Below are 15,297 nucleotides of genomic sequence, written 5' to 3' on the forward strand. Positions count from 1 at the left end.
GCTGCACGGGCGACTCACGGGGCCGCCCTCCATTCCTATGTGTGGAAGATCCTGTCGATATGTTTGCGCCTTTGTTGAAAAAACTTTTTGGAAGCAAGAACGAGCGTGAAGTCAAACGCATGCTCAAGACGGTACAGATCGTCAATGCCTTCGAAGAGCAAATGGTGGCCCTTTCGGACGAGCAACTGCGCGCCAAGACCGAAGAGTTCAAGGCCCGCATAGCCAAAGGCGAGACGCTCGATCAATTGCTGCCGGAAGCGTTCGCCGTTGCTCGTGAAGCGGGCAAGCGTGTGATGGGCATGCGCCACTTCGACGTTCAGTTGATCGGCGGCATGACCTTGCACGAAGGCCAGATCGCGGAAATGCGTACCGGTGAAGGTAAAACCCTCGTCGGCACCCTGGCCGTGTACCTCAACGCCTTGTCCGGCAAGGGCGTCCACGTGGTAACCGTGAACGACTACCTGGCTCGTCGCGATGCCAACTGGATGCGTCCGCTGTACGAATTCCTCGGTCTGACCGTAGGTATCGTCACGCCATTCCAGCCACCGGAAGAGAAGCGCGCCGCCTACGCTGCCGACATCACCTATGGCACCAACAACGAATACGGCTTCGATTACCTGCGCGACAACATGGCGTTCAGCATGGACGACAAGTTCCAGCGCGAACTCAACTTTGCCGTAATCGACGAAGTCGACTCGATTCTGATCGACGAAGCGCGTACGCCGCTGATCATTTCCGGTCAGGCCGAAGACAGCTCCAAGCTGTACACCGAAATCAACCGCCTGATCCCCAAGCTCGAGCAGCACATCGAGGAAGTGGAAGGCGAGGTCACCAAACCGGGCCACTTCACCGTTGACGAGAAGACCCGTCAGGTCGAACTGAACGAAGCCGGTCACCAGTTCATCGAAGAGATGCTCACCGAAGTCGGCCTGCTGGCTGAAGGCGAGAGCCTGTATTCGGCGCATAACCTTGGCCTGCTGACTCACGTCTATGCCGGCCTGCGTGCGCACAAGCTGTTCAACCGCAACGTCGAGTACATCGTCTCGGACGGTCAGGTTTTGCTGGTTGACGAACACACTGGTCGCACCATGCCGGGCCGTCGTTTGTCCGAAGGCCTGCACCAGGCCATCGAAGCCAAGGAAGGCCTGAATATTCAGGCCGAGAGCCAGACCCTGGCGTCGACCACTTTCCAGAACTACTTCCGTCTGTACAACAAGCTGTCCGGCATGACCGGTACAGCCGACACCGAAGCGTTCGAATTCCACCAGATCTACAACCTGGCTGTGATGGTCATTCCGCCGAACAAGCCTTTGGCGCGCAAGGACTTCAACGACCTCGTTTACCTGACTGCGGAAGAGAAGTACGCAGCCATCGTGACCGACATCAAGGCTTGCCTGGCGGAAAACCGTCCAGTTCTGGTGGGTACAGCGACCATCGAAACTTCCGAGCACATGTCCAGTCTGCTCAACCAGGAAGGTATCGAACACAAGGTTCTGAACGCCAAGTTCCACGAAAAAGAAGCTGAGATCATTGCCCAGGCCGGTCGTCCGGGTGCGCTAACCATCGCCACCAACATGGCTGGTCGTGGTACTGACATCCTGTTGGGCGGCAACTGGGAAGTTGAAGTTGCCAACCTGGAAGACCCGACCCCTGAGCAGATCGCGCAGATCAAAGCTGACTGGCAGAAGCGCCACCAGCAGGTCATCGAAGCTGGCGGCCTGCACGTTATCGCTTCCGAGCGTCACGAATCGCGCCGTATCGACAACCAGCTGCGCGGTCGCGCCGGTCGTCAGGGTGACACCGGTTCCAGCCGTTTCTACCTGTCGCTTGAAGACAGCCTGATGCGCATCTTTGCGTCTGACCGGGTGAAGAACTTCATGAAGGCGCTGGGCATGCAGTCCGGCGAGGCCATTGAACATCGCATGGTGACCAACGCTATCGAAAAAGCGCAGCGCAAGGTGGAAGGTCGCAACTTCGACATCCGCAAGCAACTGCTCGAATTCGATGACGTGGCCAACGAGCAGCGCAAAGTGATCTATCACATGCGCAACACGTTGCTGGCCGCTGAAAACATCGGTGAGACCATTGCCGACTTCCGCGAGGAAGTCCTCAACAACCTCATCAGTCAGCACATTCCGCCCCAGTCCCTGCCAGAGCAGTGGAACGTCGCTGGCCTGGAAGCTTCCCTGAACACCGACTTCGCCGTGCAACTGCCGATTCAGCAGTGGCTGGACGAAGACGACAACCTGCACGAAGACAGCCTGCGCGAGAAGATCATGGCGCAGTTGCTGGTGGCTTATAACGAGAAGGAAGATCAGGCCAGCGCCGAAGCCCTGCGCTCTTTCGAGAAGCAGATCCTCCTGCGTGTGCTGGACGACCTGTGGAAAGATCACCTGTCGACCATGGACCACTTGCGTCACGGTATTCACCTGCGTGGCTACGCTCAGAAGAATCCGAAGCAGGAATACAAGCGCGAGTCCTTCACCCTGTTCCAGGAATTGCTGGACTCGATCAAGCGCGACACTATCCGTGTGCTTTCGCACGTTCAGGTCCGTCGCGAAGATCCAGAGGAAGAAGAGGCACGCCAGCGTCGCGAAGCCGAAGAGCTGGCCAGTCGCATGCAGTTCGAGCACGCGCCTGCGCCGGGTATCGATCAGCCGCTCCTGGACGAAGAAGGCGGCGAAGCGCCAGTAGCTGTTGTTTCCGAGCCTGTGCGCAACGATCAGAAACTGGGTCGTAACGAGCTGTGCTGGTGTGGCTCTGGCAAGAAATTCAAGCACTGTCACGGCCAGATCAACTAAGCCTTTGACTGTGTAATACCTGCGCCGCGACCGGCTTGCCCGTCGCGGCGTTTTTTCATTGATAGCCGTACCACTGTGGACGGCGCCACACTCCATGAGGAGCACCCCGATGGCTGTTGGTCTTGGTCCTTTGCCTGCGTTGCACCCGGTTCCCGGTTTTGAACTCGGCATTTCTTCTGCCGGCATCAAGCGTCCGGGGCGCAAGGACGTCGTGGTCATGCGCTGTGCCGAAGGCTCCAGCGTTGCCGGTGTCTTCACCCTGAATGCGTTCTGCGCCGCGCCGGTCATTCTGGCCAGACAGCGCGTGCAGGGCAGCGTGCGCTACCTGTTGACCAATACCGGTAACGCCAACGCTGGCACCGGTGAGCCTGGTCTGGTGGCCGCACGCCGTACCTGTGAGGCGCTGGCGCAGTTGACCGGCGTTGATGCGTCGGCGGTGCTGCCATACTCGACGGGTGTGATCGGCGAGCCTCTGCCTGTGGAAAAGATTGAAGGCGCGCTGCAAGCCGCGCTCGATGATCTGTCGGTGGATAACTGGGCCGCCGCCGCCACAGGCATCATGACCACCGACACGCTGCCCAAGGGTGCAAGCCGTCAGTTCACTCACGATGGCGTGACCATCACCGTGACCGGCATCAGCAAGGGCGCAGGCATGATTCGTCCGAACATGGCAACCATGCTCGGCTACATTGCCACCGATGCCAAAGTGTCGCAAAGCGTGTTGCAGGACCTGATTCGTGACGGCGCCAACAAGTCGTTTAACCGCATCACCATCGACGGTGATACGTCGACCAATGACTGCTGCATGCTGATCGCTACCGGTCAGGCCGACCTGCCCGAGATCACTGAAACCAAGGGGCCGTTGTTCGAAGCGTTGAAAAAAGCCGTGTTCGATGTGTGCATGGACGTGGCTCAGGCCATCGTGCGCGACGGCGAAGGCGCGACCAAATTCGTCACTGTCGAAGTCAATGGCGGTGGCAATCATCAGGAATGCCTGGACGTCGGTTACGCGGTCGCTCATTCGCCACTGATCAAGACTGCGCTGTTCGCATCGGACCCCAACTGGGGTCGTATCCTGGCGGCGGTCGGTCGTGCAGGTGTGCCTGACCTCGACGTGAGCAAGATCGACGTGTTCCTAAGTGGCGTATGCATCGCCAGCCAGGGCTGTCGCGCCACCACCTACACTGAAGAACAGGGCTCTGCGGTCATGGCCGAAGAGGAGATTACTATCCGTATCGAGCTGGGCCGTGGCGATTGCAGCGAAACCATCTGGACCACTGACCTTTCGCACGAATATGTGAAGATCAACGCTGAATATCGCACCTGATCCACTGTCCGGCGCGCAGTCATCTTGCCGTTGCGCCGGGCTTCCTTCGCTGAACTCAAAGGAGCTTGACCATTAGCCTGCATCTGATTATCGGCGACAAACGCTATTCTTCCTGGTCGCTGCGCCCTTGGCTTGTGCTGGAGATGACCGGTGCGCCGTTCACCGATCAGGTCATTCGCCTGAACCAGCCTGACACCCGCGACAACATTCTCAAGTATTCGCCAACCGGCAAAGTGCCCGCGTTGCAGTGCGAGCACGGCATCATCATTGATTCGCTGGCCATCTGTGAATACCTGGTGGAGCGCTTCCCAGACGCCGACCTGTGGCCACGCGACATCGCCGCTCGCGCCCAGGCTCGCTCGGCCTGTGCGCAGATGCACAGCGGTTTTGCCAGCCTGCGCTCGAATATGCCTATGGACCTGCGTCAGGACCAGGCGCTGGAGGTGATTCCGGTCGACACTCAGCACGACATTGATCGCATGATCGGGCTGTGGGCCGAGTGCCGGGCCGCTTCAGCCGAAAGCGGACCGTTTCTGTTCGGTAAACCGAGCATCGCCGACGCGTTCTTTGCGCCCGTGGCGATTCGCTTGCGCAGCTATCACGTCGAGTTGCCGGCTGATGCGCTGGCCTATATCGAAACCATCTACCAATGGCCTGCCTTCAAACGCTGGCAGCAGGCCGGTCTGGAGGAGTCCTGATCGTGAAACGAGTTCATGTGGCCGCCGCCGTCATTCGTGGCGCTGACGGCAAAGTTTTGATCGCCCGACGCGCCGACAGTCAGCATCAAGGCAGCCTCTGGGAGTTCCCAGGCGGCAAGGTCGAGGCGGGCGAGACCGTCGAGGCGGCGCTTGCACGTGAACTGCAGGAAGAGCTGGGCATTGCCGTGACGTCAGCGCGTCCGCTGATCAAGGTCAGCCACGATTACCCTGACAAGCAGGTGTTGCTGGATGTCTGGGAAGTGTCGGCATTCACTGGCGAGCCGCAGGGTGTCGAAGGGCAGCCGCTGGTCTGGGCGACCTCGCGTGAGCTGCCGGACTACGAGTTTCCGGCAGCCAACCAGCCCATCGTGGCGGCAGCCTGTTTGCCCGGCGAGTATCTGATCACGCCTGAAGGTCTGGACAACATCGAACTGCTGCGCGGCATGCAAAAGGCTATAGCGGGCGGTATCAAGCTGGTCCAGTTGCGAGCGCCAGGTGGTTATGACCCGAAATATCGCGATCTGGCGGTTGATGCGGCAGGCTTATGTGCGGGCAAGGCGCAACTCATGCTCAAAGGCCCTCTGGAGTGGCTGGGCGACTTTCCTTCCGCTGGCTGGCACCTCACGTCGGAGCAGCTGCGTAAATATGCCAGCCGTGGCCGTCCGTTCCCCGAGAACCGCTGGCTGGCGGCGTCCTGTCATGACGCCGAAGAGTTGGCCTTGGCCGAACAGATGGGCGTGGACTTCGTCACCTTGTCACCGGTTCAGCCAACCCTGACCCATCCAGATGCACAGCCACTGGGCTGGGATCAGGCGACCCGCTTGATCGCAGGCTTCAACAAGCCGGTCTTTCTGCTGGGCGGTGTCGGCCCTGCGGAGCTGAAGCAGGCTTGGGAAAGCGGCGCACAGGGCGTGGCAGGAATCCGCGCGTTCTGGCCTGACGAGATCCTCTGATTCTCAGAAGAGGACGCAGAGCGCCCAGAACGGCGTGCCCACGCGGAGCGTGGGCACGATAGGTGTTCCGGTCCAGACACCTATCGTTCCTCACGCTCCAGCGCGGGAGTGCCGTGGGTGACGCTCCGCGCCGCAAATATGCGCCGCAACGCACACCCAACAGCAGACGCAGAGCATCATGAAAGGCCTTGCCACGTGGAGCATCGAACGATAAGCCTCGTGGCGCCACTCAGACCGGCTTGGGTGCAGGCTGCCACAGTATCTCTGCGATACCTTGTCTTCTGGCGATCAGGCGCGCTGCCACGAATAGCAGGTCCGACAGCCTGTTGATGTACGCCAGCCCGGCGCCCTCAAGTGGTTCTACCGCATTCAGATGCTGGCAACGGCGCTCGGCACTGCGCGCCAGGCTGCGGCAGATGTGCGCTTGGGCGATCAGCGTTGAGCCACCGGGCAGAATAAAGTTTTCCAGCGGGCCCAATTCTTCATTCCACACATCAATCGCCGCTTCCAGCCGGTCAACTTCTGCGCTGTTCAGGGCCTTGTAAGTCGGCATCGCCAACTCGCCGCCCAGATCGAACAGGCGGTGCTGGCAGGGCGCAAGCACTTCAATCACTTCATTGAGCGCCGGAACACGCTGAGCTTCATCGATCAGCCCCGCCAGCAACAGGCCGAGCTGGCTGTTGAGCGTATCGACTTCACCGATGGCCTCGACGCGCGGGTGGTCCTTGGACACCCGGCGACCGTCGCCAAGCCCGGTTTCACCGGTGTCGCCGGTACGTGTGTAGATTTTCGACAAACGAAAGCCCATTGATGTGGCTCCTGATCAAGACTTCGAAATAACCTGCTGCTGAACGTTTGTCTGATTGGCTATCAGCGGCAAACGCAGCGTAAAGCAGGTGCCCATGCCGAGGGAGGACTGCACCTCCATCTGACCCTTGTGATTGTTGGTGATGATGAAGTACGACACCGACAGACCCAGTCCGGTGCCCTGGCCAATTTCCTTGGTGGTGAAAAACGGCTCGAATGTGCGTTTGCGAACGTTTTCCGACATGCCGATGCCGTTGTCTTCAACCTGAATTTCGGCCCAGGGCGGGTTGAGGCGGGTGCGCAGGATAATACGCCCCGGCTCTTCGCTTTCCGGTCGCTGGTGAATGGCCTGGGCAGCGTTTTTCAGCAGGTTCAGCAGTACCTGTTCCAGCTCGTTGGCGATACACGGCACCGGCCCCAGGTTCTTGTCGAACTGGCGGATGATGTGCTGGCCCTTGAAGTCGAAACCGATGGTCAGGTCGAAGTCGTTGCTGGCAATTTCCACCGCCTGGTCGATCAGCCCCGGCAGGTCGCAGGGCGACAGCTGACGGCTGCTCAGACGACTGAAATTGAGCATGTGACTGACGATCTTCGCCGCCCTGGCACCGGCTTGCTGGATGCCATCGAGCAGCTTCGGCACTTCACGGCTTTCGAGATAATGATTGACTACTGTCAGGTCAATGCCGTCCGCTTCGGCCTGCTCGATGTTCTTCGGCAATTCCGGGGACAGGCGCCGGCGGATGTTCTGTACGTTATGCAGGATGGCGCCCAGCGGGTTGTTGATCTCATGTGCCATGCCCGCCGCCAGACCGCCGACGGACAGCATCTTTTCCGACTGCACCATCATTTCTTCCAGCGAAATACGCTGGGTGATGTCATCGATGCGGATCACCACCCCACGCCCGGCATCACCGGTCAGCGGGTAGAACGTCAACGCGTAGTGGCGCGCCTCTTCATTCTTGATCCAGGTGACCCGCTCGATCTTGGTCACGCTGTGCCGCTCGACGGTGTGCTTGATCTGCGGCAGAAAAGCGCGCATCGGCTCGAAGGCCAAGAAGATCGGCTGGTTTAGCGCCTCGTCCAGCGTAGTGCCGGACAGCGCCGTGGCTTCCTGATTCCACTGGGTCACGTAAAGCTGCTCATCCAGCGCGATCATGGCCGAGGGCATCGAGTCGATGATGCTGTTGAGGTAGTTCTGGAAGCCGGTGAGCTTTTTCTCGATCTTGCTGCGCACCTGAACTTCCAGCTCCAGCTTGCGATTGGTGTGACGGGTTTCCTCGGCCAGCCCTTGGGCCTGATCGTAGGCTTCCTGAGAGTCGTCACGGGCGCGCTTGAGTTGCTGCTCACGCGCCTCGATACGCGACAACATGGTATTGAACGCTTCAGCCAGACTGCCGATTTCATCCTCGTTGCCGGGCGCTGCGCGCAAAGCGTAGTTTTCTTCACGGGTGACGCGCCGCGACAGCTCTTCCAGTTGGTCGATAGGCTCGGTGATCAGGCGCCGTATCTGCCGTGCCACCACCAGCCAGAGCAACACGCTGAACACCAGAATGGCCAGGCTGGCAGTCAGCGTACCGGTGTAGAACGCAGGTGGCAGCTCGCTGCTGGCGACCAGCAACAGATGCCCCGGCGGCTCGTCGCCCTTGGGCACAGTGATGACCTGCGTGCTACGAAACTCGGTCAGGCGCCAGCTTTCCAGGTCGTTGAAGTGCTTCGGCAGCTCAAGGCTTTCACCCTGATGCATCTGTTCGAGCCGCTCGCCGTCATTGTCGTACAGCGCTGCAGCGCGTAAAGGCCCGTAGCTTCTCAGCTCCTTGAGCAGCGCGCGCGCCTCGTTGGGCGAGTACAGGGCCCGCTCGTTGAGGTTGGCGCTGCTGATCAGTCGGCCAATGGTCTGCAAGGCCTGCGGAGCCATCGCTTCCTGAGAGATGTAATAGGCGGCGCTGATGAAGGTCAGGTTGGCAACCAGCAGCACAGTGGTCATCAGGATCAGCAGAGCTGCCAGCAGTTTCTGACCTACTGGCAGGTTTTCCAGGCGTTGGCGCAAAGGCATGGGGCAGGTCGCATTGACGGGTGGTGCGAGCAGGGTAGCGCGGGCTAGTCGGTACGCAAACCCTTGCTTGCCAGATGGGTTGTCAGACGCGTCTGCAATTGCTGCAGGTGAGGTGCCGGGCAGTGATGGCGAGCGGCCGCCGCACAGGCGTATCCCGACAGATAGCTGATTTCGGTTCGTCGCCCATGAGCGACATCCTGATACATGGACGAGTAGTTGGCGGCTGTCGCGTGGATGACGCGCAGCACCTCATCGTGCAGCCCTTGCGCCGCGGCTGGCTGGCCGCAGCATTCCAGCAGTTTGGCCAGCTCGGCGCAGAGTGTCATGACCTCGCAACCGTGCTCCAGCAGGCCGCCATTACGGCATGCGTGCAAAACTGTCAGCGGGTTGACGGCGCAATTGAGCGCCAGCTTGCGCCACAGGCGGGTGAGAATGTCTGGCGTCCATTCGTGAGCAATGCCGCTGGCGCGTATGTCTTGGAGAAGTGCCGGCGCAGCCGGGTTCGACACATCGCCCAGCCAGGTAAAACCGTGCCCGGCGAACCTGACGCGCCAGTCCGATTCCATGAATGCGCCTTCGGTGCTCGAGGCAAAAATGCAGCGCGCATGGGGAACCCGCGCAGCAACCGCGTCCTGACTGCCCAGCCCGTTTTGCAGCAGGATCACTTCGGCATAAGGCGTCAGGCGTGAAGCCAGCTGTGCGACGGCTTGTTCAGCGTCATAGGCCTTGCAGGCGACCAGCAGACGCTCGACAGGCTCGCGGTGCGTGGCAGTCTGCGCCTCGACCGGGTAAGCCTGGGCCACGTCGCCTTCGATCAGCGTCACGCAGCTGCCAGCAGCCTGATAGACGTCCAGTCTCGCCTCATCACGCAGTATCAGGCGCACCGACAGGCCTGCCCGCGTCAGTCGCGCTGCCCACAGGCTGCCCAGACTGCCTGCGCCAAGGATATGCCAGGTCACGGCCATCAGGACGGCACAATCAGGGGCTGAGACGGTCTGCTGAACATGAAAACAGGGATGTGCATGCAAGGCTCACAGTGAACGCAGGGAAAGTCTCGTTATAATGAGCGTTCTTTCATACCGTCAAGTCATGCGTGCGTGATTGTTGTGCGCACGCCGTTTACCTGGAGAACATACATGCCCTCGTTCGACGTAGTGTCCGAACTGGATAAACACGAAGTCACGAATGCCGTCGACAACGCCATCAAAGAGCTGGACCGTCGCTATGACCTCAAAGGCAAAGGCACGTTCGAGTTCAAGGAACTGACCGTCACGCTGACCGCCGAAGCCGATTTCCAGCTGGAAGCGATGATCGAAATCCTCAAGCTGGCGCTGGTCAAGCGCAAGGTCGACGCGAAGTGCCTTGAAGTCAAAGACGCCTATGCGTCCGGCAAACTGATGAAACAGGAAGCCACGTTGCGCGAAGGCATCGACAAAGAACTGGCGAAAAAAATCGTCGCCCATATCAAGGAAGCCAAGCTCAAGGTGCAGGCCGCCATTCAAGGCGAACAAGTCCGTGTGACCGGCAAAAAACGCGACGACCTGCAAGAAGCCATTGCCGTCTTGCGTGCCTACGATTCGGGCATGCCTTTGCAATTCAACAACTTCCGTGACTGAACATAAGTAATGGGCTGCGGGGAACCCTTGCGTTTCCCGGTCGGTCCGAATCGCCGTGGGCGCGATTTGATGTTGGTTCGTAACGGATAATGGGGGTAACGATGGATTTGAATGCTGAAGTCGGTCATCTGTGGCAAGCGTCGCAGGCGTGGATTCCGATGATCATGGAATACGGCAGCCGTTTGCTGCTGGCTCTGGTAACACTGTGTCTGGGCTGGTGGCTGATCAACCGGTTGACCGGCAAGCTTGGTGCCTTGTTGGCATTGCGCCACGCTGATCTGGCCCTGCAGGGCTTCGTCAGCAACCTGGCGAACATCATCCTGAAAATTTTGCTGGTGGTCAGTGTCGCGTCAATGATCGGCGTCGAAACCACCTCGTTCGTGGCCGCTATCGGTGCCGCTGGCCTGGCCATCGGTCTGGCGTTGCAGGGCAGCCTGGCGAACTTTGCAGGCGGCGTGCTGATTCTACTGTTCCGTCCATTTCGCATCGGCGACTGGATCGAAGCTCAGGGCGTATCGGGAACCGTCGACAACATCCAGATCTTCCACACCGTCCTGCGTACCGGCGACAACCGTACCGTGATCATTCCCAACGGCAACCTGTCGAACGGCATCATCACCAACACCAATCGTCAGCCGACCCGCAAGATCACCTTCGATATCGGCGTCAGCCACGATGCGGATTTGAGGAAAGCACTGCAGGTCCTGCTGGACATGGCCGACGACCCCCGCGTACTCAAGGATCCGGCCCCGCAGGCTGTGGTCGCTGCACTGGGCGAGAACGCGATCACGCTATCGCTGCGCGTATGGACCACCACGGGCGACATGGGCGACGTGACGTCGATGTTTAACATCGAAGCACGTGACCGCCTGAAGGACGCAGGCATCGAAATCCCGTTGCCGCAACGGATTGTGCGGGTGGTTCAGGAGTAATTGTCGACAGCTTTTCTGGCAAATCCAAAGCCCTGGCTCGTGAGAGTCGGGGCTTTTCTTTAGGTGGCCGGGTCAGGAAAAGGCTATTTCCAAGGCGACAATTAAAAGTGTCGTCATACCTCCGGCTAGCGCATGGATATGAAAGCTGAGTCGCCATTTTTTTGAAAATCGCCATGGTTTTGCACAGCATGCGTAGATGAAGAAAATAAGGGTCGCGACGACCTCTGCATTCATTAGTAAACCGAGTGTAGCGGCAACTACCAGTATCCCTTCACCCAACCCTGTGGCCAGGCGCACCGCACCGAACAGCAATGCGATAGAAATAATAGGCAGCCATACAACTAAACCCATAATGCTAAGCAGAGCGTGACGCCCAGCGCTTCCTTTGCAGACTGTATTCATTTTTGCTCCATGAATATTTTCGACATCGACGCTCGGGTGTTTCGTCAGCTGTTGGTTACGAACATACCTTTCGGCATACCGGCACGAGCTGTGCGCTATTTACTGTAAATGTAACCGTCGTCTTCCTCATCGTCCTCGTCGATATCCTTGAGTTTTTCTTGATGAGGTACAGGGTAAAGACCCAATACAGCCGCGACTCCCGCAGATATGCCCATTAGGAAGGGAGTAGGCTCTGGATACTGCGAAAGTTTCCGATCGGGGTCCTCTGTGGGATTAATGCCGCTGCCTGCGGGAAGCTTCATTATCTTGATGCCATCAGCGGTGAGAATACAGCGAGGCGGGACTATCCTGCCTTCAAATATTTCCACTATTTCGGCGGTGGGTAACGGCGTGAGTGCTTCGCTGACCTGGGTGCCGGATTCGCTATTCGTGAGCAAGAATTTCTCGTCGCTTTTCTCGATACGAATCTTCGGCTGACTCTTAGGCTTTGTAGCGTAGTCACCAATCAGCTCGTCACACGGGGATACTGACTCTTGCGTACAGCCCGCTAACAGAACAATCCCGGCGACTAAATGCATACCTACAACGGCCTTACAAAAACGCGTGTACATATTTCTTCCTTGTTCCGATTGAGAGTGCGGTGATATCTAAGGTGAGCCGAAGGTGAACGGGACTGCGCCACGGTTCTGGCTGTTCTTGGCCTTGCGGGCTTCATCGGGCGGGCGGACCATTTGTACGGTCAGGCTGCCATCTGTACCCGCGTAGACCACAGCACTGACGCCGCCGTCCTTGTAGCTGGCGATGGTTGCCAGGTTGATCTCTACCAGCGCACCGCTGACCCCGGTATTACCCAGACGGCGACCGATGTCGTAACCCTCTTCGACATTGCCCAGTTCGAGACCGTGGCCGTCCTTGTTCAGGTCGTGCAGGGCGTTGTTCAGGGCGATTTCGGTTTCCGGGTTGTTGGTGCTGTCGTAGAACACCCGCACAGGTTTTTGCCCTTCTGGCAGAGTGTCCAGCGCCTGTGTCCAGGCGGCTTGCAGCGCTTTGGTTTGCAAGGCAGGCTTCAGGCGTTTGCCGTTTTCATCCTGCATGGAGGCCTTGATCGGACGATGCAGATAGCCAAGCACCGGCGCAGCATCGAACTCCTTGACCTGATGCTGATTCCAACGAATCGGCAGCCAAGGGGAGGGCTCGAAGTTGCCAGGGCCACGGTTGCTGATGGTTTTCCAGAGCGTGGGAAGTTGGGACTGCCAGTAGGCGGTGGACATGGTGCCGGGGGCATATGGGGTTTCAACGCCCTTGGCTTTCTCGGTAGTTCTGTACCAGTCCATAAATGCCTTGTCCCGATCCCAGTAGAAAGCCCAAAGTTTTCCTAGGTCGGTATCTTTGTTCTGGTTGTCCTCTGGCTCGGTTGTCGCATAGGGGCGAATATAAATATCTACCCTGTCGGATCGGGTGACCAGTAGTCCTGTCATGCTCTCGAATACAGTGGGGACTACCTGAGCATTTTTGGGTAGTCCGGGAGTACCACTTTTACGATAAATATCTCGTGTGATATCTCCGTCTTGACTAGCTATCAACGCCTGCGGAACCTTAGGGTTATCTTCGAAAAACAGAAACATTCTTTCGATCATGGCTTGTGCGTGGGTCGTACTTTCATCGTCTTGCCAGAGGAGTTGAGTTACTCCTAGGGTCGCTTTATTACGACCGGAGTTGATAAGGTTTGCGGCTCGATAAGGTTTTTTGTATGGGTTGGGTGGTCCTAGAGCGAATACTGGAACTGGCCAATACGCTACCGATTCACCTGCTGAGTGCTGAAAAGCAACACGTATTTTAATTCCGCTTGAGCTCTCTCGAGACGAAAGTGAAGCTTTATAATCATTTGGATTTTGCGAATATATTGATGAGAAATTGTTGTTTTTCTTTTTGATGAACTCCCAAATGGTTGATTGGTAGTCTTGATGTATTCCAATCCCGATCCCGCGTATCTCTAATGAATAAGTCCGTTTTTGTATAGACTGTTTTTCTTCACTTTGACGAATGGCTTGGGTCTTATAGTTAGCTAGCTCGTTTCTTTCGCCGGCAATGGCCTTTCCCCACCAGTGACCACTAAAAGTCAAAAGTACAGTGCCCAAAACTCCTACGATACCCCAGCGCGTCACCGAGCTTATCTCACGCAACTCCATATCGTTTTCCTGTGCTTCCGTTGCATGACCTGATCACAAATTTCTAGACCACTTGCACATTCATGGCATGGCTGGCCACACCCTGACAGCCGCACGCCAGTCGATGGCCGTGCAGCACCACCGGGATGCCGTTCAGCTTTCGGGTGGGGTGGTGTCGCCCAGACAGACGGGATAGCTCACTCTGCAGGTGCCCCGCCGGTTGGCGAGCCGAAGGTGAACGGGTCTGCGCCACGGTTCTGGCTGTTTTTCGCCTTGCGTGCTTCATCGGGCGGGCGGACCATTTGTACGGTCAGGCTACCATCGGTGCCTGCGTAGACCACCGCACTGACGCCGCCTTCCTTGTAGCTGGCGATGGTCGCCAGGTTGATCTCTACCAGCGCACCGCTTACCCCGGTATTACCCAGACGGCGACCGATGTCGTAACCCTCTTCGACATTGCCCAGTTCAAGACCGTGGCCGTCTTTATTCAGGTCGTGCAGGGCGTTGTTCAGGGCGATTTCGGCTTCCGGGTTGTTGGTGCTGTCGTAGAACACCCGCACAGGTTTCTGACCTTCGGGCAGCGTGTCCAGCGCCTGAATCCAGGCGGCTTGCAAGGCTTTGGCTTGCAAGGCCGGCTTCAGACGCTTGCCGTTTTCATCCTGCATGGAGGCCTTGATCGGACGATGCAGATAGCCAAGCACCGGCGCAGCATCGAACTCCTTGACCTGATGCTGATTCCAGCGGATCGGCAGCCAAGGGGAGGGCTCGAAGTTGCCAGGGCCACGGTTGCTGATGGTTTTCCAGAGCGTGGGGAGTTGGGATTGCCAGTAGGCGGTGGACATGGTGCCGGGAGCTAGTGGAATTACAACGCCCTTAGGGATGCTCCGATCAACTTGCTGCGCGTCAGCGGCAAGTCGAAAACTCACTCGGCAAACAGCGTTATTTTCTGAAAATCGAATGATGCAGCGTGCGTTGAGGGCATTTTTTCGCCCGGTTTTCCGTGTTAAACGCGCAACTCACCCATACCCATCAGCTGTTTTCGAGCCATCCACAGATTCGACAGGGCGAACAGCGTGGTCAGCTGAGCTGTGTTTTTCATCAGCCCACGAAAGCGCACTTTCACGTAGCCAAACTGACGCTTGATTACACGAAATGGATGCTCAACCTTGACGCGTGTCTGAGCTTTGCAGTACTCGATCTTGCGCTTGGCCTTGTAGAGAACGCTGCGTTTATTGAACCTGGAATACGTGCTGCGCCGCGCCGCGATTTGCCAGATGACCTCACGATTTTCATGCTCTTTACGCTTCTCGACACCTATGTATCCAGCGTCTGCATACACCGCGTTTTCTTCGCCGCGCAACAGCTCGGCGACCTGCGTGACATCGGCCACATTGGCCACATTGGCCGCAGTGCCATGAACATGATGAACCAGTCCCGACTCGGCGTCGGCGCCGATATGCGCCTTCATGCCAAAGAAATATTGGTTACCTTTCTTGGTCTGATGCATCTCGGGATCACGTTTTCCTTCCTCGTTCTTGGT

General features: G+C 58.0%; 13 protein-coding genes and 2 pseudogenes. 6 read left to right on the forward strand and 9 right to left on the reverse strand.

Annotated elements, in window-relative coordinates; all coding sequences use genetic code 11:
• Positions 1 to 59 precede the first annotated feature (59 nt).
• From secA to ALO43_RS18275, 4 genes are all read left to right on the forward strand, one after another.
• Positions 60 to 2,801 carry a preprotein translocase subunit SecA gene (gene secA / locus ALO43_RS18260; protein ID WP_005890186.1) on the forward strand — a complete coding sequence of 914 codons (2,742 nt, stop codon included), beginning with the start codon at positions 60 to 62 and terminating at the stop codon, positions 2,799 to 2,801.
• A 109-nt stretch (positions 2,802 to 2,910) separates the two neighbouring features.
• Complete coding sequence (gene argJ / locus ALO43_RS18265; RefSeq protein WP_024691035.1) at positions 2,911 to 4,128, forward strand: bifunctional glutamate N-acetyltransferase/amino-acid acetyltransferase ArgJ; 1,218 nt, start codon at positions 2,911 to 2,913, stop codon at positions 4,126 to 4,128.
• A 71-nt stretch (positions 4,129 to 4,199) separates the two neighbouring features.
• Entirely contained in the window at positions 4,200 to 4,826 is a 627-nt protein-coding gene (locus ALO43_RS18270) for a glutathione S-transferase family protein (protein ID WP_024691034.1), read from the forward strand.
• Between the two features lie 2 nt (positions 4,827 to 4,828).
• Positions 4,829 to 5,779, forward strand: coding sequence for a Nudix family hydrolase (locus ALO43_RS18275; RefSeq protein ID WP_054997882.1), 951 nt, complete (start codon positions 4,829 to 4,831; stop codon positions 5,777 to 5,779).
• Positions 5,780 to 6,008: 229 nt separating this feature from the next.
• Here ALO43_RS18275 and ALO43_RS18280 read toward each other — a convergent pair whose 3' ends face one another.
• Genes ALO43_RS18280 through ALO43_RS18290 form a run of 3 tightly spaced genes read right to left on the reverse strand, consistent with a single transcriptional unit; the run spans position 6,009 to position 9,604 of the window.
• Complete coding sequence (locus tag ALO43_RS18280; protein ID WP_005890198.1) at positions 6,009 to 6,587, reverse strand: cob(I)yrinic acid a,c-diamide adenosyltransferase; 579 nt, start codon at positions 6,585 to 6,587, stop codon at positions 6,009 to 6,011.
• Between the two features lie 15 nt (positions 6,588 to 6,602).
• Positions 6,603 to 8,639 (reverse strand): sensor histidine kinase, encoded by a 2,037-nt coding sequence (locus tag ALO43_RS18285; RefSeq protein ID WP_005890200.1) that lies wholly within the window; start codon positions 8,637 to 8,639, stop codon positions 6,603 to 6,605.
• 44 nt (positions 8,640 to 8,683) lie between these two features.
• Positions 8,684 to 9,604: a putative 2-dehydropantoate 2-reductase gene (locus ALO43_RS18290; RefSeq protein WP_053480856.1), complete on the reverse strand. Its 921-nt coding sequence runs from the start codon at positions 9,602 to 9,604 to the stop codon at positions 8,684 to 8,686.
• Between the two features lie 171 nt (positions 9,605 to 9,775).
• On the opposite strand from ALO43_RS18290, the gene ALO43_RS18295 reads away from it, so the two are divergent.
• On the forward strand, positions 9,776 to 10,255 hold the full coding sequence (locus ALO43_RS18295; RefSeq protein WP_005890203.1) for a YajQ family cyclic di-GMP-binding protein: 480 nt from the start codon (positions 9,776 to 9,778) through the stop codon (positions 10,253 to 10,255).
• 101 nt (positions 10,256 to 10,356) lie between these two features.
• Positions 10,357 to 11,187, forward strand: a complete 831-nt coding sequence (locus ALO43_RS18300) for a mechanosensitive ion channel family protein (RefSeq protein ID WP_005890204.1) — start codon at positions 10,357 to 10,359, stop codon at positions 11,185 to 11,187.
• Positions 11,188 to 11,259: 72 nt separating this feature from the next.
• On the opposite strand, the gene ALO43_RS18305 is transcribed toward ALO43_RS18300, so the two are convergent.
• The 6 genes and pseudogenes from ALO43_RS18305 to ALO43_RS31555 all read right to left on the reverse strand — a co-directional run.
• Positions 11,260 to 11,589, reverse strand: coding sequence for a hypothetical protein (locus ALO43_RS18305; RefSeq protein ID WP_053931493.1), 330 nt, complete (start codon positions 11,587 to 11,589; stop codon positions 11,260 to 11,262).
• Positions 11,590 to 11,684: 95 nt separating this feature from the next.
• Entirely contained in the window at positions 11,685 to 12,200 is a 516-nt protein-coding gene (locus ALO43_RS18310; RefSeq protein ID WP_054997883.1) for a hypothetical protein, read from the reverse strand.
• Between the two features lie 36 nt (positions 12,201 to 12,236).
• Positions 12,237 to 13,778: a type VI lipase adapter Tla3 domain-containing protein gene (locus ALO43_RS29170; RefSeq protein WP_083492199.1), complete on the reverse strand. Its 1,542-nt coding sequence runs from the start codon at positions 13,776 to 13,778 to the stop codon at positions 12,237 to 12,239.
• A 43-nt stretch (positions 13,779 to 13,821) separates the two neighbouring features.
• Positions 13,822 to 13,929 (reverse strand): annotated as a pseudogene (locus tag ALO43_RS30280) (PAAR domain-containing protein); the annotation flags it as partial.
• Between the two features lie 25 nt (positions 13,930 to 13,954).
• Positions 13,955 to 14,632 (reverse strand): annotated as a pseudogene (locus ALO43_RS18320) (type VI lipase adapter Tla3 domain-containing protein); the annotation flags it as partial.
• A 128-nt stretch (positions 14,633 to 14,760) separates the two neighbouring features.
• The coding region (locus ALO43_RS31555) for an IS5 family transposase (RefSeq protein WP_235812543.1) at positions 14,761 to 15,297 on the reverse strand (537 nt) is incomplete at its 5' end.

The sequence above is a fragment of the Pseudomonas tremae genome (assembly GCF_001401155.1).
GTDB classification, from domain to species: Bacteria; Pseudomonadota; Gammaproteobacteria; order Pseudomonadales; family Pseudomonadaceae; genus Aquipseudomonas; species Aquipseudomonas tremae.

What these genes read in the sequence shown, in the direction of transcription:
- secA (WP_005890186.1), top strand. Translation starts at nt 60, where the DNA reads ATGTTTGCGCCTTTGTTGAAAAAACTTTTTGGAAGCAAGAACGAGCGT.
- argJ (WP_024691035.1), top strand. Translation starts at nt 2,911, where the DNA reads ATGGCTGTTGGTCTTGGTCCTTTGCCTGCGTTGCACCCGGTTCCCGGT.
- ALO43_RS18280 (WP_005890198.1), bottom strand. Translation starts at nt 6,587, where the DNA reads ATGGGCTTTCGTTTGTCGAAAATCTACACACGTACCGGCGACACCGGT.
- ALO43_RS18285 (WP_005890200.1), bottom strand. Translation starts at nt 8,639, where the DNA reads ATGCCTTTGCGCCAACGCCTGGAAAACCTGCCAGTAGGTCAGAAACTG.
- ALO43_RS18290 (WP_053480856.1), bottom strand. Translation starts at nt 9,604, where the DNA reads ATGGCCGTGACCTGGCATATCCTTGGCGCAGGCAGTCTGGGCAGCCTG.
- ALO43_RS18295 (WP_005890203.1), top strand. Translation starts at nt 9,776, where the DNA reads ATGCCCTCGTTCGACGTAGTGTCCGAACTGGATAAACACGAAGTCACG.
- ALO43_RS18300 (WP_005890204.1), top strand. Translation starts at nt 10,357, where the DNA reads ATGGATTTGAATGCTGAAGTCGGTCATCTGTGGCAAGCGTCGCAGGCG.
- ALO43_RS18305 (WP_053931493.1), bottom strand. Translation starts at nt 11,589, where the DNA reads ATGAATACAGTCTGCAAAGGAAGCGCTGGGCGTCACGCTCTGCTTAGC.
- ALO43_RS18310 (WP_054997883.1), bottom strand. Translation starts at nt 12,200, where the DNA reads ATGTACACGCGTTTTTGTAAGGCCGTTGTAGGTATGCATTTAGTCGCC.
- ALO43_RS29170 (WP_083492199.1), bottom strand. Translation starts at nt 13,778, where the DNA reads ATGGAGTTGCGTGAGATAAGCTCGGTGACGCGCTGGGGTATCGTAGGA.